The sequence below is a fragment of the Bartonella sp. AP280QHHD genome (assembly GCF_042196125.1).
Taxonomy (GTDB): Bacteria; Pseudomonadota; Alphaproteobacteria; order Rhizobiales; family Rhizobiaceae; genus Bartonella.
Genome location: NZ_JBHIPQ010000038.1, coordinates 250,901 through 271,898 on the forward strand (window position 1 = coordinate 250,901; position 20,998 = coordinate 271,898).

The window sequence follows — 20,998 nt, forward strand, 5'->3', positions numbered from 1 at the left end:
AATTATTTTATGAGTTTATGAACTTATCAGAATATTTCGAGTCATGATGAGTATGATTAAAAAGCTATCAATACAACTAAAAACTGCGGTAGATTGCTTATTTTAGCAGCTATGTAAGACAGATACAGTATAATTACTTTTCATATCATATTCCAATCTTATATGAGATTATGATTTCTTATTACTCATAATTTATGAAAGATATTTATTGTACTGGTGGCATTATCTTGTTGTACCGTAAAAACACTGTCATTTAGAGCTGTGATATACGGCATCTTCCTTAAATATTAAGTGTGTTTTTAGTGTGTGGTGAATATTCTTAGACTTGTTTGTAAAGCTTTGAGTTTAAGAGAAGCACATGATTAGGAAGTCAAGGAAAATCCGTTAGAAGCTGGACTATTTGCAGACTTGATTCGAATGAAAATCCTTATCCATTAAGGTGTGGGAAGGAGTTGAAGGATGTTTATGAAAATAAAGTACAGCTGTGATATATCTGATTATATGTTTCATATGAAAACAGTAAAAGAGCTCTTTATAACTTAAAATGTGAAGAAAATGCGAGACCCATTATCCATGAATTTATTATGCAAAATGGGATGGTATTTCAACACCAACAGCTTTAAACTAGAAATGTTGCTATGATAACAATAATATCGATCATGAAAAAGCATAATTCACTAAATATGGCGTATTTGCAAGGTGGAGGAGATTTCATGACAATCTTTACAAAAAACGACTATCTTGTAAAAATAGTCGATATTGACCAATTTTGTGTATACGGGCCAATATTGATCTAAGGAAATATGAAATATAATGCATAGGGTTTTGCCTATAGGCAATTACACTTATCAAAATATATTATGTAGAAAAGCGATGGGAATACGATAAATAACTGTTTATGCTGTGGTATATCAAAAATGGTTACGTTATCTCCTATTAAGAAGGTTTTTTAATAAAAAATAACATCTGTTTTCTATAAAGGGTTACTCTTTTCAAGCTGTTTGAGGTGGTAAATTGCTTCTAAAGCTTGTTTAGGAGAGAGTTCATCGGGATGGATATTTTTTAAAGCTTCGTGAAGAACACAATGTTTGTTTCTTTCTTCATTGACGGGAGATGTTGCTTTAAGAGAAAAGAGAGGTAAATCATCAATGAGTTTATGTCCTTTTCCAGCCATTTCGCCTTGTTCTAATTGATGGAGTACATCTGTTGCTCGTGTAATAACGGCTGGGGGAAGTCCAGCAAGCTTTGCGACTTGTACACCATAGGAACGGTCAGCGGCTCCTGGTGTGACCTCATGAAGAAAAACTACATCACCATCCCAATTTTTGACTTTCATGGTTACATTATGCAGTCTGTCAAGTTTTTCGGTAAGTGCAGTCATTTCATGAAAATGGGTAGCAAGAATAGCACGACAATGGTTAACTTCATGGAGATATTCAACAGCAGCCCAAGCAATAGAAAGTCCATCAAAGGTTGATGTTCCACGTCCTATTTCATCAAGAATAACAAGGGAATGGTGGCTAGCATGATTGAGAATCGTTGCTGTTTCAACCATTTCCATCATAAAGGTTGAGCGCCCTCGTGCAAGATCATCGGAAGCCCCAACGCGACTAAATAGGCGATCAACGACACCAATATGTGCTGAAGTTGCTGGAACGAAGGACCCCATTTGCGCCATAATAGCAATAAGAGCATTTTGCCGCAAAAAAGTTGATTTTCCTCCCATATTAGGCCCTGTCAACAGCCAGATTGCTGCATATTGCTGATTTTCTTGCACAGAGAGATCACAATTATTGGCAATAAAAGGTTCTGCTGCTTGTTTGCGGAGTGCTTGCTCGACGACAGGATGGCGTCCTGCTGTAATGCGAAAGGTAAGTGAAAGATCAATTTTAGGGCGGCAATATCCTTGTTCTTCAGCAAGATATGCTAAAGCGACAGAGACATCTAAAATAGCAAGTGCTTCAGAGGCTTTACGAATAAAATCAACTTGTTCGGTAATTTCATGAACGAGAATATCAAAAATCTCTAGTTCAAGTGTCAATGCGTGATTGGCAGCATGGGCAATACGGCTTTCAAGGTCAGCAAGCTCTGTTGTCGTAAAACGCATAGCGTTTGCCATTGTTTGCCGATGAATAAAACTTGCTTTAGCTTCTGGATTATTTGTAAGAGCAGATGCTTGTGTACTGGTTACTTCAATGAAATAACCTAGAATATTATTATGCTTTATTTTAAGCGTCTTAATATCTGTTTTTTGGGCATATTGCGCTTGAAGTTCAGCAATGACACGGCGAGATTCATCACGTAAAGCACGCATTTCATCGAGCTCTTTATGATAATTGGAACGAATAAAACCACCATCACGTTTAAGGAGTGGGAGATCATCAGCTAATGCTTGTTCTAAATGAAAGTATAACGCTGTGGGTAAGTTTGAGAACACCTGTTGTACATCACTTATTTCTTGAGGCAGAAGCTCATTATCAAGAAGTTGATGCAATTCACGAATGATTTCAAAGCCACGCTGGATTGTCGCCATATCACGGGGACCTCCTCGTCCAAGAGCCAAACGTGAAACGGCGCGGGGCATATCTGGTCCCCCCTTTAAAATAAGCTTTATCGCTTCTGCAAGAGAAGGATTACGTAGAAAAAAATCGATAGAATCCAAACGCGTATCAATAGCTGAAGGAGTGGTGAGGGGAGCAATAAGGCGGTCAATAAGAAGGCGTGATCCTCCTCCTGTTACAGTGCGATCAATAGCTTTTAATAAACTTCCATCCCGTTGACCTGATGTCGTTCGAATAAGTTCAAGGCTTAGTCTGGTTGCGGCATCAATAAAAAGAGTTGCACTTTCATTTTGGCGTTCAGGCTGCATGAGGGGAGGGCGATGCGTGATTTGTGTTTTTTCGATATAACGAATAGCAGCTACAATTGCAGAGAGTTCACAGCGTGAATAATCGGCAACGCCTTCAAGAGTTGAGAGTTTAAAATAATTGCAAATATCGCGTTCAGCGGTGAGTGCATCAAAGAGACAAGCAGGTTGAGGTGAAACGATACGATCAAGAACACTAAAAAGTGACTTGTGAGATTTATCATGAAAAAATGAATCAGAAACAATGATTTCTTGTGGATCCACACGCATAATATCTGCTAAAAGTTTTTCTTGGCGGCTCTCTGTTACACGAAATATGCCTGTTGAGATATCAATCCAAGAAAGAGCAAATTCCTCTCCATCGCTAGTTTTTATACGGGAAAGTGTCATCAAATAATTTGCGCGTGTTGGATCAAGGAGTTTTTCTTCTGTTATTGTTCCAGGTGTTACAAGACGAACAACATCACGCCGAACAACAGATTTTGAGCCACGTTTTTTTGCTTCAGCAGGATCTTCTATTTGTTCACAAACAGCAACTCGGTAACCACAAGCAATCAGTTTTTGTAAATAATCATCTGCAGCATGAACGGGAACACCACACATAGGAATATCTTGTCCTAAATGTTTTCCGCGTGCTGTGAGTGTGATTCCTAAAGCCTGAGCAGCTTCAATCGCATCATTAAAAAATAATTCATAAAAATCCCCCATTCGGTAAAAGAGAAGGGAATCATGATGGACGGCTTTGATTTCTATGTACTGCTCCATCATAGGTGTAAGACGTTCTTGAGAGGAAGCAGATGGGGAGGCAGGCTGTGGAATTAAATTATTTTTATGATTGTTTTTTTTATCCATTTGTACGAGGCCTGTTTCCTTTAAGTGAAGTTTTTACTCTTTTTTGTTTACTTCAATATCTATTTATCTCTAAATTGCAACGCATCATCAGATTTGCTAAGGCAAGAATAGCGATTTCTAATATATGAATCAAATTTAATGACTATACGCATTATCAAGCAAAATTTACACTGTTTTTGGAGAAAATAAAGTGAGATGAAAAAGAGCGAGCAGGATCAGAAAATGTCTCAAACTGTTTACAGTGCGAGCGAAAGAGAAGCTCTAGATTTTCATAGTCGTGGTCGACCAGGAAAGCTTGAGATTATTGCAACAAAGTCTATGGCAACACAGCATGATTTAGCACTTGCTTATTCACCAGGTGTTGCCGTTCCAGTTAAGGCAATTGCTCAAAATCCAGCGCTAGCTTATGATTATACAGCAAAAGGTAATCTTGTTGCTGTTATTTCAAATGGAACCGCTATTTTAGGGTTAGGCAATTTAGGTGCACTTGCCTCTAAGCCGGTCATGGAAGGCAAAGCAGTGCTGTTTAAGCGTTTTGCGGATATTGATTCCATTGATTTAGAAATTGATATAAATGATACGGAAAGTTTTATCAATTTGGTGCGTCATTTAGAACCTTCTTTTGGTGGAATCAATCTTGAAGACATTAAGGCACCTGAGTGCTTTATGATTGAAAGCCGCCTACGCGAGGTGATGAATATTCCTGTTTTTCACGATGATCAACATGGTACAGCGATTATTGTTGCTGCGGGTGTTCTCAATGCTTTGACTTTAACAGGGCGCGATATGCAAAATACGCGGTTAGTCTGTAATGGTGCTGGTTCTGCTGGGATTGCTTGTATTGAACTGATTAAAGCAATGGGCTTTCGTTCTGAAAATATCATATTATGTGATACAAAGGGTGTGGTCTATGAAGGTCGTAAAGAGGGAATGAATCAGTGGAAATCTGCGCATGCTATTCAAACGGATAAACGTACGCTTATGGAAGCAATGGAAGGAGCAGATATATTTTTCGGGGTTTCTGCTAAAGGTGCTCTTACCCCTGAAATGGTAAAATCCATGGCGCCGCAGCCGATCATTTTTGCTATGGCCAATCCCGATCCAGAAATTACACCGGAAGAGGTTATGCAAGTGCGTCATGATGCTATTGTTGCAACAGGGCGTTCCGATTATCCAAATCAGATTAATAATGTTCTCTGTTTTCCTTATATATTTCGTGGTGCGCTTGATGTGCGTGCAACAGTTATTAATGAAGACATGAAGATTGCTGCGGCAAGGGCTCTTGCCGATTTAGCGCATGAGGAAGTACCTGACAGCGTTGCAGAAGCTTATCGTGGAAAGCGATTAAAATTTGGTCCTAATTATATCATTCCCGTTCCTTTTGATCCGCGTTTGTTCACAGTTGTTTCAATAGCGGTAGCAAAAGCAGCAATGGAAAGCGGTGTTGCACAAAAGAACATAGATGATTTAGAGGCCTATGAGCGTGATTTAAATGCGAGGCGTGATCCTACTTCTTCGATAATGCGTGGGGTTTATAACCACGTTCGTCAAGCGCCAAAACAAATTGTTTTTGCAGAAGGTGAAGAAGAACAAGTTATGCGGGCAGCCGTTTCTTATGTTCATCAAAAATTAGGACAAGCGATTTTGGTTGGTCGGGAAGAGCAAATAAGAGAAGCAGCTGTTATCGCTGGAATTGATTTGGAGCGTGAAGGTATTTCTATTATAAATGCCAAGCTTTCTTGCCGTACAGATGCTTATGCGAATTATCTTTATAAAAAGATGCAGCGTCAAGGCTGGCTGTTGCGTGACTGTCATCGTCGTATCAATAATGATCGCAATTATTTTGCTGCGTGTATGGTGGCACTAGGAGATGCTGATGCAATGGTTACAGGGGTGACACGCAATTATGAAACAGCGTTGATCGATATACGTCGGGCAATTGATGAAAAACCAAAAGAACGATTGATTGGTATTTCAATGGCCATTTGCCGTGGCCGAACTGTGTTTATTGCCGATACAGCTGTTTATGAAAATCCTAATGCTGAAGAATTTGCTGATATAGCGGAACAAACAGCTTCGTTTGTACGTGGATTTGGGTATCAACCACGGGTAGCATTTTTAGCATTTTCTACGTTTGGCTACATGAAAGGGCAGACGACGCAGCAAATTCAGGATGCAATTAATATTTTGCACGAACGCAAGGTTGATTTTGAGTTTGATGGAGAAATAAGCGCTGATGTGGCGCTCAATTCCAAATTGATGCAGCAATATCCATTTATGGGATTAACGGAGCCTGCTAACATTTTGGTTATGCCTGGATATCACGCATCTTCCATTGCAAGCAAAATGTTACAAGAACTCGGTGAAGCAACTATCATTGGTCCTATTTTAATTGGATTGGAAAAATCTGTCCAAATTGTACCGTTTAGTGGGAGCGATACAGATGTTGTCAATATTGCAATGCTTGCGGCTTATCATGCCGCAAAAGTCGTCTAAAGGAAAAAAGCCCCTAATATACCAATAATATATCAAGGGGCTTTTTGATAGCAAAAAAATAAATTTTTTAAGAGGGCTGTATTTGATTGTCTTTTTGCTCTTCAGAAAGACGCTTTTGGAAGAGTGCTGCAAAATCAATAGGATCAATCCACAAAGGTGGAAAACCACCACTTTGAGTAGCATCAGATATAATTTGGCGAGCAAATGGAAATAAAAGACGGGGACATTCAATAAAGACCAGTGGCATAACATGTTCTTGTGGAATGTTTTTAAGGTGGAAAACACCACCGTAAATAAGTTCTACATGAAATAAGGTTTCAGTTTCATCATTGGCTTTGACGGAGAGAGACAAAACGACATCATAATTGTCATCACCAATTGGGTTAGCATTGACGTTAATATTGATATCAATTTGTGGTGATTTTTCACGTGCACGTAATGAACGAGGAGCACCAGGGTTTTCGAATGATAAATCTTTTAAATATTGAGTTAATACAGCAAAAACCGGCTCTCCACCACTGTTATTCATTTCATCTTCGGCCATACGACAAACCTCTTCCATTATAATATGTATATTTATTTTAGATCTAAAGACCAGATTGGTTATCACGCCTTGCAAAAGGTTGCAAGAAATGCGCTCTTTATCTTGAATATTTTTTTAGTTTGTTACAGATTTTTTAGGTATTTCAATGGTTATCATCATTTTTGCGCCATGGAGATTCTGTCGTATCATGAATTGTGTAATCTTCTGCTTTTAGATCAATTATTTTTTCAGAGTCATTTTTTCTTTTAGTATTGGGATTCATTTTGTTTTTTAATGATGCAAAGAAATGCCAAGCAACAGAGCGAATTGGTTTAATAAGAAGTAATATTCCCAAGAGGTCAGTTACAAAGCCGGGAAGAATAAGTAAAATTGCACTAAACATGATGAAAGCATCATTAATAATATTATTCTCTAATGTGCGTCCTTGGATAAGTTCATTTTGTATATTTTTTAAGAGGCTAATCCCTTGAATTCGCAATAAAACAACCCCAACTATGGTTGTGAGAATAACCAAGCTCAAGGTTGCCAAAATACCAATTTCTTGACCAACAAAGATAAAACCAGCAATCTCGATTAAAAGAATGCAAAGAAAGATAACAACAAAAAAACGAGGATTTATAGAATAAAGTTTTATCACATGAAAGTTTCCTTCTAGATGAGTAGGGGGAGAAATTCTTAAGAGAACTCCGTTTAAATACAAAATCTATAAAAATATTTGAATGATAAGATTCCTTATTTTACATATTTATTGATAAATGGTATTGACTGCAATGTTTATTAGAGACTTAAGCTTTGGAGATTGATAGCGCCTATGGAATTTGACGTTATACTTGTCATAGCTCTTGTTGTTATGGTTGTTATTTTTGTGCAACTCCGTAATGTATTAGGGAAACGAATTGGGTTTGAAAAGCCACCCTTTGATCCTTATTCACGACGTTCTAAAAAACAAGTTGAAGCAGAAACGGCTGATAATATTGTTTCGTTCCCTCATCAGAAAAATTCACAAAAAGACGACTTTAGTGAAATTGATAAAATTTCACCGGAGGGGAGTGTTTTGAATAAAAATTTGCGGGAATTTCATAGAATTGATCCTCATTTTTCTCCTCAACTTTTTATAAAAGGTGCACAAATTGCGTATGAAATGATTGTAACAGCTTTTGCCAAAGGTGATCGCAATCAACTTAAAAGCTTGCTTTGTCAGGATGTTTTTGAGAGCTTTTGTATGGCTATTGAGCAACGAGAAAAAAATAAAGAAAGAATAGAATTCACTTTTGTTGGAATTAATAAGGCCGAATTTGTTGCGGCGGCAATACAAGAAAAAGATGAACTTTTAACGATACGTATTGTCAGTGAGATGATTTCTGTTACTTATAATGAACAGGGCGAGCGTATAGACGGTGATCCTGATGCTATTGTAGAAATCAGGGATATTTGGACTTTTGTTCGCAATAGTTTATCGTCAGATCCCAACTGGAAGCTTTTTGCTACAGAAAATGAAAATTAAAATACTTTTTGTTTTTCTTCCATAAGCATTCAATGATTTATGAGAAATTAAAATGTCCTCAAGTAAATGGAGACAAAAAAGAGATTTATTGGCTTCACAAGATCGTCTTTTATGGGAGATGGTTTGTCGTACGATAACACCGCTTCACGGTAAGATGCTCTCTTCTGCTTCAGAAACTATTGCAAATATTAATGATAAAAAACAGCCTGTAACTCAAATCTCCTCATTGTCTCAGGAAAATCAACAACCCTCGACAATTATTAAAAGAGAAAAGAGGTCAGTTACACAAGCACAAAAGATTCATTTCTTTGATCATGTTGCATATCGTAAAATTTCCCAAGGTCGTTGTCCTCTTGAGGCGCGTCTTGATCTCCATGGTTATATGCAGGAAGAAGCTTATTTTTTCTTAAAAAAATTTCTACAGTCCTCTCAGCAGAGAGGATTGCGTTATGTCCTTGTGATTACAGGAAAAGGACGATCCGTTGGGAGCGATGGAGCTTTGTATAGATTTGTTCCGTATTGGTTATCAACACCAGCTTTTCGATATTATGTCCACGCGTTTGAGCAAGCAGCGCGTCAGCATGGCGGAGAAGGTGCGCTTTATGTTTGGTTGCGCCGTTTTGTGTCGGGAGAAGGAAAGTGATGTTATTGTGGTCGCTCTAGATTTTATATTTATTTATACTTATAATTTATTGTTTTTGTATATTTCGTAAGAGCCTTGAATACAATATTCCCTTCTTTATAATTTTTTATAAAAAATTATAAAGATATTATTTTACATTCTACGTATTGCTTCACGCTTTTGTTTATCGCATTCTTTAACGGGGCACATCCCTCACGCAAAACAGAATGACATTGAATTGCATGTATTCACAGGCTTGTTTTAAAGAAACATCTCTCAACGCTCCCAAGCCTATTTTGCGACGGCATCCGTGAAGAGTATAATGATAAATCCATGAAGCACCCCCTATCTTTATACTTAATAAAAGGGCAATCTGGCATCATCGTACACTTTGCCATCTCCCAATGTTGCAACAACCCTTTAAGTCCTTGGCACTTGAAAGCATTTATAAGAGGCATGCCTTTCTTTAAGTGTTTTTAACTCTCCACAGTTCTCATCTCGCTCGTGACGCCCAAACAAAAGATTTTGATTGATTCAATATAAGAGGACTTAAAATGAGAGAGATATAAATGGATCTCATTCAGGTTGCAAAGCGATAAATTATTTTTATAAACCACAGCATTACTCTATTAAATACACGAAGCATAAAAACATGAGAAATTGAGAAACTAGCTTATTCAAAAGATGTCGCTATGGATAGTGTTAAAAGCAGTACAACTAAATTAAAGAAAATTGTGAAAATAAACAGGAATATAACTTTACAACACACAGCTGCGCAATAGCACCAAAAGATACAGTTTCGTTGAATAGTTTCATGAAGAAATTTTTTCATTCATTAAAAGCTCCATTAAATTTCTTTCTCATAATAATTCGATAATTAAAATTTAATAGCGAAGCGCAGAAGGCGTAGAATACGAGATTCAATTGAGGATATTACACTCTTATCCGACGTCTTTCAGATATTGGTTGAAATGCTAGCTTAGCATGAAAGGCACAATAGGGGCTATTTTCATCAGAATCTGCACCACAAAAATGAAAATCTGCTGATAATGGATCGCCAACCGGCCATCTACATGTATTTTCACTCAATTGTAGAAGATTAAGTTGACGTGATATAGGCACAACTACATTGGATTTTGTGGACATATCAACTTCTTTTACATCTTCCACTACAAATTCTGTCTTTAAAGCGGTTTCTTCAATACTTACAGATGATGTGTTTATTGGCGATACCGTGGATGTGTTGCGACGCACACGTGGAGATGATGGGCTGCTACTTCCCACGGGAGTTTTTTGCGCACGCGTGGTGCTTCCTTGTGCTGTCTTACCACGTCCTGGTAACTTTAATCGATGTACTTTGCCGATGACTGCATTTCTGCTGACCCCACCCAATTGAGCAGCAATTTGACTTGCACTTAACCCTTCACTCCAAAGCTTTTTAAGAAGCTCAACGCGTTCACATGTCCAACCCATACCAGCACTCCATTCCGATTACGTCACTAAGATGCTCTCCCCCGTTGCATCTTCAAATGTTTAAATAATGTTTTCATTACGCTGAATGAAAGAACTTTACACTCTACGTGAGCATAAAAAAATCATCCAACCTGTGGATTTACAAATCAAAACACATCATCTTGCTTATTATATTGTAAATTACAATATGCACTCACTCTATGACAAGAGTCTTTACCTCTTAAAGAGTTTATTTAGAATGTTTTCCCCAACTTGCAAATCAATCATAGGTTAAACTTTCACTTTTGTTTAAGGCTTTTTCCCAAAATGCTTATTTGTAGAACCTTCATTGACTTTTTTTCAATTGGTGTAATGATCTATTCTATAGGTGTAATCACTAATCGTAATGAAATGTTGAAAGCACCGTAACGAAATATACCATGCTGTTTTATTTGTAGTGTTGCTTTGTATATATATATATTGAAAAGACTAAAATATAAAGGGAATTATGATGGATGCCGTCTCTATACAACCACTTTATGAATGCTTCGCAAGACGAAATTTGCATTTTGAACAGGGGCATGGTGTATGGCTTATTTCCGATAAAGGAGACCATTATCTTGATTTCACATCTGGCATTGCTGTTAATGCATTAGGATATTCACATCCAAAATTGGTTGATACGCTCAAGATACAAGCTGAAAAACTTTGGCATGTTTCTAATATTTTTCAATCTCCTGAACAAGCATCTTTTGCCACGCGGCTTTGTGCAAATAGTTTTGCGGATAAGGTTTTTTTCTGCAATTCAGGCACTGAAGCATTGGAGTGCGCATTCAAAACGGCACGTCATTATTACTATGCTACTGGTCATTCAGCACGCATTGAAATAATTACTTTTGAAGGGGCATTTCATGGACGTACACTTGCTGCACTTGCTGCGACTGGGCATGAAAAGTATCTTGAAGGCTTTGGACCTAAAGCTGGTGGATTTATTCAAGTACCTTTTTGTGATGAAATCGCTTTGCGTAACGCTATTAATAAAAATACCGCCGCTATTCTTATTGAACCTATTCAAGGAGAAGGAGGAATACGAACGGTTTCTCATGAATATTTAAGGTTTTTGCGTAAAATATGCGATGATAATGGTCTGTTGTTGATTTTGGATGAAGTGCAAACGGGCATGGGACGAACAGGAAAGCTTTTTGCTTATGAATGGAGTGATGTCACGCCTGATATTCTTACCCTCGCAAAAGGACTAGGAGGTGGATTTCCATTGGGCGCTTGCCTTGCAACGGATAAAGTTGCAAAAAGTATGATACTTGGAACGCATGGATCAACCTTTGGAGGAAATTTGCTTGGAATGGCTGTAGGAAATAGTATTCTTGATGTTTTGTTAGAGCCAAGTTTTCTCATCCATGTTCAGCGCATGGGTGATAAACTAAAAAGTGGGCTTTTGCACATTCTCAATATCTATCCTGATATTATCTGCGCAGTTCAGGGGATGGGGCTTATGTTGGGTATTCAGTGTATTGTACCTTCAAATCTTGTCGTTAATGCTTTGGAAAATGAATATCTCTTAAGCGTTGCAGCCAACAACAACGTTGTGCGCTTATTGCCTCCTCTTATCATTAGGGAAGAAGAAATAGATGAAAGTTTACATCGTATTGAAAAAGCAATAGCGTATCTTTCACAAGTAAACAAAGAAAGACAAATATCACACACATGACAAATGCTCTTCGTCATTTCACGGACTTATCCATTTTAACGCCAGCAATAGCACGTGCACTGATCGATTATGCAAAGATCCTTAAAGCATCTTTTAAAGCAGGAAAAGGTTCAAAACCTTTTATAGGTAAAACACTTGCGATGATTTTTGAAAAACCATCCACACGAACCCGTATTTCATTCGATATCAGTATGCGCCAGCTTGGCGGAGATACAATCATGCTCACGGGTTCAGAGATGCAACTTGGTCATAGTGAAACCATAGCTGATACGGCGCGCGTTTTATCCCGTTTTGTGGATATCGTGATATTGCGAACAACGAAACACCAACGTATGCTCGAATTGGCACAATATGCACAAATTCCTGTCATTAATGCCCTTACAGATGATACACATCCTTGCCAAATTCTAGCAGATATCTTAACCTATGAGGAGCATCGGGGGCCAATTGCTAGCAAAATATTTGCGTGGATGGGGGATGGTAATAATGTGCTTCATTCCTTAATTGAAGCTGCAGCTCTTTTTGGTTTTCATTTGCGTATTGCCACACCAAAGGGCAGTGAACCACAGGAACAATTTATCCATTGGGCACGTGAGCGGGGAGCACATCTTATGCTAACCCATGATCCTCAAAAAGCGGCTCAAGATGCTGATTGTATTATGACCGATACATGGGTCTCCATGGGACAAGAATTTCGTGCTCGCAGTCATTCTATTTTTCAGCCTTATCAAGTCAATGAATCTCTCATGAAATTAGCAAAATCTGATGCTCTTTTTATGCATTGTCTTCCTGCTCATCGTGGTGAAGAAGTGGTTGATTCTGTGATTGATGGACCGCACTCCGTTGTTTTCGATGAGGCTGAAAATCGTCTTCATGCTCAAAAAGCAATTCTTTCTTGGTGTTTACAAGATGCGTTTTTCTCTCCACAATAGCCTCCCTACAACAAATTATATAAAAAAGGCAAAGCTATGAGTGAACAAGCTAAAGATGAAGCCTCTCTCAACAACAACTTCTTGCATGAAGATGATAGTGTTATTCCCTTTCAAGTTGAAGAACTTGATATCCGTGGGCGTGCCGTACAACTTGGGGAAACTTTAAATTCTATTCTTAACAGACATCAATACCCTGAACCGGTTTCTTATCTTCTGGCAGAAGCTTTACTTTTAACGGTTCTGCTTGGAACTTCTCTAAAACTTACGGGAAAATTTATTCTACAAACCCATTCCGATGGACCGGTTAATATGTTGGTGTGCGATTTTTCGCCTCCTTCCAGTTTACGTGGATACGCTCGTTTTGATAAAGAACAGCTGAAACAAGCCATAGACAATGGTCAAACCTCTTCAGAAACACTTTTAGGAAAAGGCACTTTAGCCTTCACAATTGATCAAGGTCCCCATATGCAACCCTATCAAGGGATAGTTGCATTAGATGGATCAAATTTACAAGAAGCTTCTCGTATTTATTTTGATCAATCAGAACAAATTCCTACCGATATCCGTCTGGCTGTTGCTATATTAATTAATCGTGACCAACAAGGAAAACCGCAGAAAAGCTGGCGAGCTGGAGGTATTTTGATCCAACTTTTACCCCAAGAATCGTCTCATCATAAAATAGATGCCCCTCATCAAAAGCGAGAAGAAACGAAAACTCATACCCAATTGGATAACCAATGGCAGGAATCTAAAATACTCATGGAAACGATTGAAAGTTCAGAATTAACAGATCCCCAAGTCGGTAGTAAACAGCTCTTGTTCCGTCTTTTTCATGAACAAGGTGTTAGAGTTTTTAATCCTTTTTCTCTTGTCGATCAATGTTCTTGTTCACACGAAAAAATTAAAGGAATCCTAGAAGGCTTTTCTATTGATGAACGCAATAAAATGGTTAAAAATAAATATATTTCAGTCACATGTGAATTTTGCTCAAAAACATATTGTTTTACACCGCAAGAATTTTTAGAAGAAAAAACATAATCAAATATTTTTCATAAAAAATGATGATTGCAACAAAAGCCTATTTTATTTGCGTCATAAAAGTTTACGCATAAGCTCATATGAACTTCTAGAATATTTCTTGTCTTAGAGTTTTTTTAGTGTATACGAGTGATCGTTCTGTTGAGATCAGTAATTACGTTATAGAGTGCTTAAAAAAGAGTTCTCTGTAAAATATATTTTCTCCTCTCGAAAAAGCTTCTTTTATACTTTTTACATCTCAAAAGTTTATTTCTTACAATGAATTCTTTTATAATTTTCATTGATAGATTGAGTATGTACTCATAACTTATCTTCTCTGTTAAATGAGACTTTTTGATTGTAGTCATATTTTCTTACTCGAATTTATCTTATTAAGACTCAATAAAGCTTATTAGTTATAATCATAAGGGAAATTATCGAGAGAATAAGAATGTATAGATTCAATATAGACTTTATGGAGTCTATTACAAACAGATAAGTGTAATGGGAATAAATATAACAATGACGCTGCAAAAGAGCAGATTTATTATTTTATAAAGATGAGAATAGTGGTGAAGTCCCCTCATAACAATGTGCATTTTAGATAAAAAGCGAAGACAAAATACTACATGACTTTGAAAATAATAGTTGGTTGCTGTCACTAATCTAACGATGGTTCTATAGCAATATTGTTTTGTCCAAGTAATCAAAAATAAAGCTCCCAAACAGATATTTCTTTACACATGTTTTTGAATCAACAATGGTAATGCTCTTGTAAAATTTTTCTAAGAAGAATGCGGGTCCGTATAAATAAAATAGCATACATAGCATGATAAAACGTTATGTTTTTACAAACCTGCATTATTTTATTTTTCTTCTGTCATAATCGCTTGTTCAATTTTTGGTAGAATTTTTTTTTGATAAATTTGCCACGTTAAGGGACCAACATGTTTGGCAATAATGATGCTCTCTTTATTCAAGAGAAAGGTTTCTGGGGGGCCATATATTCCCCAATCAATGGCTGTATATCCTGAAACATCAAAGCCAATAAATTTAAAAGGATTACCAAAACTGTTTAAAAAACGCAGGGCATTTGTTTTATTATCTTTATAATTAATACCAATCAGATCAAAACGTTTATCTTGTGCAATTTGCATAAGAATAGGATGTTCTTCGCGACAGGGCAGACACCAAGAGCCCCAAAAATTGACCAATGTGACACGTCCTTTAAACTGTTTTGAATTGAGATAACTTTCTTTATCAAGAAGAGGAAGATGAATATTGGGAGCAGGTTTTTCAGCCAATGCGTTTGGGAGAAGAGAAGAATCTTGAAGGTGTTTTTTATCCATAAAATTGAAAAAAAGCACCATGAGAAGAAGAAAAAGAACAAATGGTCCAAAAAAAACAAGCAGAACAGGCAAAGATATATTTTTTTTAAGTTTGGAGGGATGTTTTTCATTATACTTTTCTTTTTGTGACAGCTCTTTTTTGTTTAGTTGTTGGAGAATTTTTTTTTGGTATAGAGCTTTGCAAAGAATATATCCAATAAGACATAAGAGGGATATTGCAGAAAGCACATAGCTTAAAACAACAATTTGCTCGTGTTTAAGGGTGCTAAGGAAAAAATCAATTTTCTGAGATAGATTTCCTAAAAGTCCGCTGTGGATGCCATTTAGGTCGAGCATGATGAAGCGTCCTGTTGTTGTGCACGACGGGATTTTTTAATCTGAAGTATTCGGATATAATGACTATTGATTTCATTTCGCATAGCCATCAAATAAAGCACAATAAACATAAAGATAAAACAAAAGAGCATTGTTATAAGGGGCCATAACATAGCATTGTCGATTGTTGATCCTCCAGCACGTAACAATGATGCTGGTTGATGCAATGTATTCCACCAATTAACGGAAAATTTAATAACAGGGATATTAACAAATCCAACAAGTGTAAGAATTGCAGTAGCACGAGCGGCTTTTACTTGGTTGTCAAAAGCACGCCCAAGCAGGATAATGGAGAGATAGATAAAAAGCAGAATTAAAACTGATGTTAACCGTGCATCCCAGACCCACCATGTTCCCCATGTAGGTCGCCCCCAAAGCGCTCCTGTCATGAGAGCCAAGGCGGTAAAAATTGCCCCTATAGGCGCTCCACATTTAAGTGCTACATCAGCAAGATGATATTTCCAAATCAGATTTCCTAATGCCGCTGCACTCATCGTTACATAGCAGAATGTAGACAACCACGCAAAGGGAACATGAAGGTACATAATCTTAACAGTAATGCCTTGTTGATAGTCATCAGGAGAATGCATCACCAGCATAAGCCCTAAGATAAGGAAACACAATGTTATGCCGGCCAACCAAGGTAAGACGATACTGCTTATTTTCATGAAAAGGGTGAAACTTGCAGGGAGTGACCTGATTTTATATGTACGAGATAGTTCATTCATAAAATTCATAATAGGCAGAGTTTTGCTATGCGGCAATCATCTTTTATTATTCTGATAAAAGTTTAAGCGTTATTGCAGCAACAAAAGAGCTAAAGAGACTCAAAAGAAGTGAAAAAGCACTGAGAAGAGCTAGGGAAGTAAGAAAAGAGGTATTTGGGTTTATTGGGGCTGTAGCAGCCGAAACACCAAAAATCATAATTGGAATGATCCACGGCAAGATAATGATAAAAATAAGCAAAGTACTGTGCAACAATGAGGTTGCGAGTGCAGCGCCTATAGCACCAATAAAAATAATAGCTGGTGTTCCGCATAAAAGGGTAAGTATTGTTGTAAAAGTTATTACTACATCTAAATGGAGCATGAGGGCTAAAATAGGTGTGGCAAAAATAAGAGGAAGCATTGTTCCTACCCAATGGGCAAGACATTTTGTAAAGACAATTAGTGTAAAACTTTGTCTTTTTCCTGAAAGGATAAATTGGTCGAGATTACCATCATCGCGATCGATTTGGAAAAGTTTGTTCAGATTGAGGAGTCCTGCAAGAAGGGCTCCAAACCACAATATACCTGGTCCTATTTGTGCAAGAGTTTTGGGATCTGGTCCAATGGCAAAGGGGGTTATGACAACAACAGCGATAAAAAACAATAATCCTGTTAGTGAAGTGGCTTGTAGCGCTAATAATAGTTTAAGATCACGCCAGAACAGTGCTTTCATTTTATTCTCTCCTAGAGAGGTAAAAATTTTTCCAGAGCGATTTTATGGTTTTCTGGAATGCCTATGGAATTATGAGTTGCAGCGATAATCATACCACCTTGATTGAGATGACGCTGGAAAATACGAGCGAGGAGTTTTTGAGCATGGTTATCAAGCCCAGATATTGGTTCATCTAAAATCCAAAGAGGACGATAGGAGAGCAAAAGGCGAGCAATAGCTACGCGTCTTTGTTGTCCAGTTGACAGAGCGTTAAAGGGTAAATGTTCAAGGTTAGAAAGACCAATATCGGCAAGAGCTTCATGCGCAAAACGTAAATGTTGACCGTAAAAATCTGCCCAAAATTGCAAATTATCAATGACAGATAAGAGAGGTTTCATAGCATTTTGAGGACCAAGATAATGACAAGCAGTTGCAACAGGGTATATTTGATCATGGTCTTTAAGTATTATATGACCTTCAGCAGCCTCAAGAAGACCGACAATGATTCGGAGTAATGTAGACTTTCCGATACCATTAGGACCGGTGATTGTCATAAGTTGCTGTGAAAATAAACAAAAAGAAAGACCTTGAAACAGAATTTCCTCGTTTCTGTAAGCGGCTAAATCTTTGCCTGATAACACCATGTGATTGCCTATTTTGTTTTTATTTTCATATTCTTTATTGCATTATAGAATAAAAAACACATTTTTTATGCAATTGTACCTAGAATAGTTCTAGAAATAGTTCTATAAGGGATACCTTACATCAATATCTGGTGTAAAATGGTTTCTGGCGCTGATTTCCGCATTATGCCTAGAGGGTGGAGGGGGAAATGGATGGCGGAGGTAATTGCGTCTGCGCTCAAGCTGCGACCTTGACTCGTAGTTTGTGTTGTTCATTCCTGGAAATTGGGTGGTTATAGTATGAGGGTGGACAGTCATGACTCAAATTGATAGCTTTAATTGTCGTAGAGTATTAAATGTTGGTGGCAAAGAATATACTTATTATAGCTTGATTGAAGCGGAGAAGAACGGACTTGAAGGTGTTTCTCGTTTACCGTTTTCGATGAAAGTTATTCTCGAAAATTTATTGCGATTCGAAGATGGTCGCACAGTTAAAAAAGAGGATATCTTCAATGTTGCTAAGTGGTTAAACGACAAAGGGAGCGCTGGGGCAGAAATTGCTTACCGTCCTGCACGTGTTCTTATGCAGGATTTTACAGGTGTTCCAGCAGTTGTTGATCTTTCTGCAATGCGTGATGCTATGGTTAAACTTGGCGGTAACGCTGAAAAAATTAATCCTCTCATTCCCGTTGATCTCATCATTGATCACTCAGTTATTGTTGATGCTTTTGGCAATTCCATGGCTTTTAAGGAAAACGTTGAGCATGAATATGAACGCAATGGTGAACGCTATCGTTTCCTTAAATGGGGGCAACAAGCCTTTCAAAATTTTCGCGTTGTTCCTCCAGGAACAGGGATTTGTCATCAGGTTAACTTAGAATATTTAGCACAATGTGTATGGATGAAGAATGAAGAGGGCTGTGAGACGATTTATCCTGACACCTGTGTGGGAACTGATTCGCATACGACTATGGTAAATGGTTTAGGGGTTTTAGGTTGGGGTGTGGGTGGTATTGAAGCAGAAGCAGCAATGTTAGGCCAACCTGTTTCTATGTTGTTACCTGAAGTGATTGGTTTTCGTCTAACAGGTAAACTTAAGGAAGGTGTAACAGCCACCGATCTCGTATTAACGGTGACCCAAATGCTACGTCGGAAGGGTGTTGTCGGTAAATTTGTTGAGTTTTTTGGTCCTGGTTTGGAGCATATGACGCTTGCTGATCGGGCAACGATTGGAAATATGGCACCTGAATATGGAGCAACGTGTGGTTTTTTTCCAATTGATAAGGAGACAGTGCGTTATCTCAATATGACAGGGCGTGATGAAAGTCGGATTGCCTTAGTGGAGGCTTACACCAAAGCACAAGGGATGTGGCATGATGAAATGGTGGCTCATCCCATTTTTAGTGATACAATTGAATTAGATATGGGAACCGTTGTCCCTTCTATGGCTGGTCCTAAACGTCCTGAAGGACGTATTGCATTGGAAAATGTTGGGCAGGGTTTTGAGAAGGCATTGGTCGAAGACTATAAGAAGACTTCTGGACAAGATAAGCGTTATCAGGTTGAGGGTGAAGAATATACGCTTGGTCACGGTGATGTGGTGATCGCTGCGATTACGTCGTGTACGAATACATCGAATCCAAGTGTTCTTATTGCAGCGGGTCTTTTGGCACGAAATGCTGTGGCAAAGGGTCTTAAGAGTAAACCATGGGTAAAAACTTCTCTTGCACCTGGTTCACAAGTCGTTGAAGCTTACCTTCAAAATTCGGGTCTGCAAAAAGATTTAGATGCATTAGGATTTAACTTAGTAGGATTTGGGTGCACAACATGTATTGGGAATTCTGGTCCTTTGCATCCAGCTATTTCCAAAACGATTAATGACAATGGTATAATTGCATCTGCGGTTCTTTCAGGAAATCGTAATTTTGAAGGGCGTGTTTCCCCTGATGTGCAAGCGAATTATTTAGCTTCACCACCATTAGTTGTTGCACATGCGCTCATCGGGACGGTGTGTAAAGATTTAACCAAGGAGCCTCTAGGTGAAGATTCAAATGGCCACCCCATTTATTTGAGAGATATTTGGCCAACTTCTCAAGAAATACAGGAGTTTATCGAAAAAAATGTCACGCGGAAGGTTTTTGCCGAAAAGTATGCAGATGTTTTTAAGGGAGATGAAAATTGGCAAAAAGTTCAGATTCCTACGGGTTCTACCTATTCTTGGGATGAGCAATCCACCTATGTACGCAATCCACCTTATTTCGATGATATGCAGAAAACACCTGATATCTTACCAGATATTAAAGATGCACGGATTTTAGGTTTATTTGGTGATAAAATCACGACGGATCATATTTCTCCTGCTGGTTCTATTAAAGCAGCTTCTCCTGCCGGAAAATATTTAATGGATCATGGTGTTAAAGTGGCTGATTTTAATCAGTATGGAACGCGTCGTGGGAATCATGAAGTTATGGTGCGTGGGACCTTTGCCAATATTCGCATTCGTAATTTCATGTTAGGGGAAAATGGTCGAGAAGGAGGTTATACGGTTCATTATCCGTCAGCGGTAGAACAAACCATTTATGATGCAGCAATGGCGTATAAACAAGAAGGTATTCCACTCGTTGTTTTTGCAGGTATTGAATATGGTAATGGATCATCCCGCGATTGGGCTGCCAAGGGGACCAATCTTCTTGGTGTCAAAGCAGTGATTGTGCAGTCTTTTGAAAGGATTCATCGCTCTAATCTTGTTGGTATGGGCATTGTCCCTTTTGTTTTTGAGGAGGGGCTAAGTTGGAAATCTTTAGGCTTAAAGGGAGATGAAAAGGTGACAATTGAAGGGATTCATAACTTGAAACCTCGTCAAAAGACTGTAGCGAAAATTACTTTTTCTGATGGTACGGTAAAAACCGTTCCATTATTATGCCGTGTTGATACTGAAGATGAGCTAGATTATTTGCATCATGGTGGAATTTTGCAATATGTCTTGCGTAAGTTAGCCGTTTAAATTCTTTTGTTTGTTAAGGAATATCTATTATTAAGCTATAAAGTTGCGGATCAAAGAGTTTGGCTTCGTTTTTTTATGGCTATCTTTGAAAATCTAATTGACGTTAGCTTTAGGATTGCGCTATAATCCACACGGTTATAGGCAGCTTTATAGTTTTGCTTGGGTTGGATTTATTTATATTGGTAGAGTTGTTATTGAGACTCATTTTACCAAGGTG

At 38.0% G+C, this 20,998-nt stretch carries 15 protein-coding genes and 1 pseudogene; 7 read left to right on the forward strand and 9 right to left on the reverse strand.

The window, feature by feature from the left end; translation table 11 throughout:
* Positions 1 to 973: 973 nt before the first annotated feature.
* Positions 974 to 3,718 carry a DNA mismatch repair protein MutS gene (gene mutS, locus ACFIMK_RS05920; RefSeq protein WP_375611415.1) on the reverse strand — a complete coding sequence of 915 codons (2,745 nt, stop codon included), beginning with the start codon at positions 3,716 to 3,718 and terminating at the stop codon, positions 974 to 976.
* 195 nt (positions 3,719 to 3,913) lie between these two features.
* On the opposite strand from mutS, the gene ACFIMK_RS05925 reads away from it, so the two are divergent.
* Positions 3,914 to 6,214, forward strand: coding sequence for an NADP-dependent malic enzyme (locus ACFIMK_RS05925; protein ID WP_375611416.1), 2,301 nt, complete (start codon positions 3,914 to 3,916; stop codon positions 6,212 to 6,214).
* Between the two features lie 67 nt (positions 6,215 to 6,281).
* On the opposite strand, the gene secB is transcribed toward ACFIMK_RS05925, so the two are convergent.
* Entirely contained in the window at positions 6,282 to 6,758 is a 477-nt protein-coding gene (secB, locus tag ACFIMK_RS05930; RefSeq protein ID WP_375611417.1) for a protein-export chaperone SecB, read from the reverse strand.
* Positions 6,759 to 6,900: 142 nt separating this feature from the next.
* Positions 6,901 to 7,395 (reverse strand): FxsA family protein, encoded by a 495-nt coding sequence (locus tag ACFIMK_RS05935; protein WP_375612822.1) that lies wholly within the window; start codon positions 7,393 to 7,395, stop codon positions 6,901 to 6,903.
* Positions 7,396 to 7,569: 174 nt separating this feature from the next.
* Between ACFIMK_RS05935 and ACFIMK_RS05940 the strand changes: the two genes are divergently transcribed.
* The gene (locus ACFIMK_RS05940) at positions 7,570 to 8,262 is read left to right on the forward strand and encodes a Tim44/TimA family putative adaptor protein (protein WP_375612823.1); all 693 of its coding nucleotides are present in this window, start codon (positions 7,570 to 7,572) and stop codon (positions 8,260 to 8,262) included.
* Between the two features lie 52 nt (positions 8,263 to 8,314).
* Positions 8,315 to 8,905 (forward strand): Smr/MutS family protein, encoded by a 591-nt coding sequence (locus tag ACFIMK_RS05945; protein WP_375611420.1) that lies wholly within the window; start codon positions 8,315 to 8,317, stop codon positions 8,903 to 8,905.
* A 135-nt stretch (positions 8,906 to 9,040) separates the two neighbouring features.
* On the opposite strand, the pseudogene ACFIMK_RS05950 reads toward ACFIMK_RS05945, so the two are convergent.
* Both ACFIMK_RS05950 and ACFIMK_RS05955 read right to left on the reverse strand, forming a co-directional pair.
* Positions 9,041 to 9,289, reverse strand: a pseudogene (locus ACFIMK_RS05950) (Arm DNA-binding domain-containing protein); the annotation flags it as partial.
* Between the two features lie 528 nt (positions 9,290 to 9,817).
* Positions 9,818 to 10,357 (reverse strand): GcrA family cell cycle regulator, encoded by a 540-nt coding sequence (locus tag ACFIMK_RS05955; RefSeq protein ID WP_375612825.1) that lies wholly within the window; start codon positions 10,355 to 10,357, stop codon positions 9,818 to 9,820.
* A gap of 490 nt (positions 10,358 to 10,847) precedes the next feature.
* On the opposite strand from ACFIMK_RS05955, the gene ACFIMK_RS05960 reads away from it, so the two are divergent.
* The 3 genes from ACFIMK_RS05960 to ACFIMK_RS05970 are packed head-to-tail and all read left to right on the forward strand — an operon-like array spanning position 10,848 to position 14,032.
* Positions 10,848 to 12,062 (forward strand): aspartate aminotransferase family protein, encoded by a 1,215-nt coding sequence (locus ACFIMK_RS05960; protein ID WP_375638179.1) that lies wholly within the window; start codon positions 10,848 to 10,850, stop codon positions 12,060 to 12,062.
* Positions 12,059 to 12,994: an ornithine carbamoyltransferase gene (gene argF / locus ACFIMK_RS05965; protein ID WP_375682870.1), complete on the forward strand. Its 936-nt coding sequence runs from the start codon at positions 12,059 to 12,061 to the stop codon at positions 12,992 to 12,994. The genes ACFIMK_RS05960 and argF overlap by 4 nt, the downstream gene beginning before the upstream one ends.
* Positions 12,995 to 13,030: 36 nt before the next feature.
* Positions 13,031 to 14,032: an Hsp33 family molecular chaperone gene (locus tag ACFIMK_RS05970; protein WP_375637203.1), complete on the forward strand. Its 1,002-nt coding sequence runs from the start codon at positions 13,031 to 13,033 to the stop codon at positions 14,030 to 14,032.
* Between the two features lie 845 nt (positions 14,033 to 14,877).
* Here the strand turns inward: ACFIMK_RS05970 and ACFIMK_RS05975 are convergent.
* The 4 genes from ACFIMK_RS05975 to ccmA all read right to left on the reverse strand — a co-directional run bounded on the left by ACFIMK_RS05975 (position 14,878) and on the right by ccmA (position 17,798).
* Positions 14,878 to 15,492, reverse strand: coding sequence for a DsbE family thiol:disulfide interchange protein (locus ACFIMK_RS05975; RefSeq protein WP_375630725.1), 615 nt, complete (start codon positions 15,490 to 15,492; stop codon positions 14,878 to 14,880).
* A 191-nt stretch (positions 15,493 to 15,683) separates the two neighbouring features.
* A complete protein-coding gene (locus tag ACFIMK_RS05980) occupies positions 15,684 to 16,463 on the reverse strand; it encodes a heme ABC transporter permease (protein ID WP_375630513.1) in 780 nt (259 codons plus the stop codon).
* A gap of 46 nt (positions 16,464 to 16,509) precedes the next feature.
* Positions 16,510 to 17,175, reverse strand: a complete 666-nt coding sequence (ccmB, locus tag ACFIMK_RS05985; RefSeq protein ID WP_375611427.1) for a heme exporter protein CcmB — start codon at positions 17,173 to 17,175, stop codon at positions 16,510 to 16,512.
* An 11-nt stretch (positions 17,176 to 17,186) separates the two neighbouring features.
* Positions 17,187 to 17,798: a heme ABC exporter ATP-binding protein CcmA gene (gene ccmA, locus ACFIMK_RS05990; RefSeq protein WP_375611428.1), complete on the reverse strand. Its 612-nt coding sequence runs from the start codon at positions 17,796 to 17,798 to the stop codon at positions 17,187 to 17,189.
* Positions 17,799 to 18,093: 295 nt separating this feature from the next.
* Between ccmA and acnA the strand changes: the two genes are divergently transcribed.
* Positions 18,094 to 20,781, forward strand: coding sequence for an aconitate hydratase AcnA (acnA, locus tag ACFIMK_RS05995; RefSeq protein ID WP_375612829.1), 2,688 nt, complete (start codon positions 18,094 to 18,096; stop codon positions 20,779 to 20,781).
* Positions 20,782 to 20,998 lie beyond the last annotated feature (217 nt).

Excerpts from the sequence above, each read along its gene's own strand:
- ccmA (WP_375611428.1), bottom strand. The coding sequence starts at position 17,798 with ATGGTGTTATCAGGCAAAGATTTAGCCGCTTACAGAAACGAGGAAATT.
- ACFIMK_RS05945 (WP_375611420.1), top strand. The coding sequence starts at position 8,315 with ATGTCCTCAAGTAAATGGAGACAAAAAAGAGATTTATTGGCTTCACAA.
- ccmB (WP_375611427.1), bottom strand. The coding sequence starts at position 17,175 with ATGAAAGCACTGTTCTGGCGTGATCTTAAACTATTATTAGCGCTACAA.
- ACFIMK_RS05940 (WP_375612823.1), top strand. The coding sequence starts at position 7,570 with ATGGAATTTGACGTTATACTTGTCATAGCTCTTGTTGTTATGGTTGTT.
- ACFIMK_RS05955 (WP_375612825.1), bottom strand. The coding sequence starts at position 10,357 with ATGGGTTGGACATGTGAACGCGTTGAGCTTCTTAAAAAGCTTTGGAGT.
- ACFIMK_RS05925 (WP_375611416.1), top strand. The coding sequence starts at position 3,914 with ATGAAAAAGAGCGAGCAGGATCAGAAAATGTCTCAAACTGTTTACAGT.
- ACFIMK_RS05980 (WP_375630513.1), bottom strand. The coding sequence starts at position 16,463 with ATGAATGAACTATCTCGTACATATAAAATCAGGTCACTCCCTGCAAGT.
- secB (WP_375611417.1), bottom strand. The coding sequence starts at position 6,758 with ATGGCCGAAGATGAAATGAATAACAGTGGTGGAGAGCCGGTTTTTGCT.
- mutS (WP_375611415.1), bottom strand. The coding sequence starts at position 3,718 with ATGGATAAAAAAAACAATCATAAAAATAATTTAATTCCACAGCCTGCC.
- argF (WP_375682870.1), top strand. The coding sequence starts at position 12,059 with ATGACAAATGCTCTTCGTCATTTCACGGACTTATCCATTTTAACGCCA.
- ACFIMK_RS05970 (WP_375637203.1), top strand. The coding sequence starts at position 13,031 with ATGAGTGAACAAGCTAAAGATGAAGCCTCTCTCAACAACAACTTCTTG.
- ACFIMK_RS05960 (WP_375638179.1), top strand. The coding sequence starts at position 10,848 with ATGGATGCCGTCTCTATACAACCACTTTATGAATGCTTCGCAAGACGA.
- acnA (WP_375612829.1), top strand. The coding sequence starts at position 18,094 with ATGACTCAAATTGATAGCTTTAATTGTCGTAGAGTATTAAATGTTGGT.